The 1,964-nt window shown below is 63.8% G+C and carries 1 protein-coding gene and 1 pseudogene; one reads left to right on the plus strand and one right to left on the minus strand.

Translation table 11 applies throughout. From position 1 onward, the window contains the following. A partial coding sequence (locus EN984_RS16045) for a fatty acid desaturase (protein WP_206517433.1) occupies positions 1-529 on the plus strand: 529 nt, incomplete at its 5' end. Between the two features lie 117 nt (positions 530-646). On the opposite strand, the pseudogene EN984_RS16050 reads toward EN984_RS16045, so the two are convergent. Beyond that, positions 647-1,964, minus strand: a pseudogene (locus EN984_RS16050) (GMC family oxidoreductase N-terminal domain-containing protein); the annotation flags it as partial.

A 1,964-nucleotide genomic window follows, 5' to 3' on the forward strand; every position in this document is an offset into this window, starting at 1 on the left:
TCCGATCTGGCTTTTCATCTTCGAGCAGAGGCTACCCGTCGGCATGATGCGCGGCGGCCTGACCCCTTGGGTGTCGTCGATGACCACCAACCTTGGCATCGCGGTCGCAGCAGCCGTCCTTATCTGGTTCGTCGGCCCGGGCGCTTTCCTGGTGGTTCACCTGCCGATCGTCATCCTCGCCGGTTCGGCCGGCATCTGGCTGTTCTACGTCCAGCACCAGTTCGAGGAAACAGAATGGGCGAAGGATGCCGACTGGGAATTCCAGCACGCCGCCTTGCACGGATCGTCGTATTACGACCTTCCGCCGGTGCTGAACTGGCTCACCGGCAACATCGGTGTCCATCACGTCCATCACCTCTCGGCCAAGGTGCCGTGCTACCGGTTGCAGGAAGTGCTGCGGGATTATCCCGAGTTGCGCGACATAGGCCGGGTTACGCTGCTCGAAAGCCTGCGCTGCGTCAAACTGGCATTGTGGGACGAAAACCGCCGCAAGCTGGTGTCGTTCCGCGAGGCACGGGCGGCGGCTTAAGCAATTCCAGGAGAAGTGTGAACGGTTTTCCAGGGAAAACGCGTAGCGTTTTCCCTGGGCAATTGCGTCACAACAAGAAGACCGCCGCGCCATGGGCGCCGCGGCCTGGAGCTCCGATCAGGCAGCCCTGATCATGTCGGCGGCCTTTTCGGCGATCATGATGGTTGGGGCATTGGTGTTGCCACCAATCAGTGTCGGCATCACCGAGGCGTCCACGACACGCAAGGCTTCAAGCCCGCGCACCTTGAGTTGCGGATCGACCACCGCCATCTCGTCGACCCCATCCGACAGGAGCCGACCGGGTGATAGACCGTGTCGGCGCGGGTACGGATATGGGTCATCAGATCGGCATCGCTCGGCTCGCCGGCGATGTGCATTTCCTTGTGCCGGTAGCGCGTCAGCGCCGGCGAAGCCAGCACCTGCCGGGTGATCCTCACGCCTTTCAGCAGCAGTTCCGCATCGCGCTGGTCGCCGAGAAAGCGCGGATCGATGCGTGGCGCGGCAAGTGGATCGGCGCTGGCCAGCCCAACCTCGCCACGCGAGTGCGGCCGCAATATGCAGACATGACAGGAGAAGCCGAAACCGTAGTGCAGCGTGCGCGCATGGTTTTCGACCAGGCCGATGACGAATTGCAGCTGCAGGTCAGGGCGCTCAAGCGCCGGGTCGGATTTGACGAAAGCGCCGCTCTCGGCCGACGGCGAGGCGATCAGCCCGGTTCCATCCCGCCGCCACTGCGCGATGTGCCTGAGGAAACCCCACGCGCCGCGCGGGCTCATGCCGAGCATATCGGTGTCCTTCGATCTCCAGCCGACGATAAAATCGAGGTGGTCCTGCAGGTTCTTGCCGACGCCCGGCAATTCGTGGACGACGGGAACGCCATGCACGGCAAGTTCGGCCGCCGGGCCGATACCCGACAGCAACAGAAGCTGCGGCGAACCGAAGGCACCACCGCAGAGGATCACCTCGCGCGACGCCTGTGCCACTGCCTCGCCTTTGCGCGTCCGGTAGCGGATGCCGGTGGCGCGCTTGCCGGCAAGGACGATGCCTGTGGCGTGCGCCCGCGTGATCACGGTCAGATTGCTCCGCTGCATCACCGGATGGAGATAGGCGGCGGCAGTCGAACAGCGCTCGCCATTACGGGCGCCACCGGCAAACTGGGTCACCTGGAAATAGCCGGCGCCCTCTTGTTCCGGTCCGTTGAAATCGTCCGAGGCGCGAATCTGGTTTTCGGCACAAGCCTCTATGAAGGCCTTGGCGATCGGCCTCGGCGAGCGCTGGTTCGACACTTTCAGCGGGCCGTCCCCGCCATGCAAGGCATCAGTGCCGCGCTCATTGCCCTCGGCGCGCCGGAAATAGGGCAGAACCTCATCCCACGACCAGCCCTCGCAGCCCAGATTTGCCCATTCGTCATAGTCGCTGCGATGGCCCCTGACAT

Origin of the sequence: Mesorhizobium sp. M7A.F.Ca.CA.004.12.1.1 (genome assembly GCF_003997835.1) — a bacterium.
Lineage (GTDB): Bacteria > Pseudomonadota > Alphaproteobacteria > Rhizobiales > Rhizobiaceae > Mesorhizobium.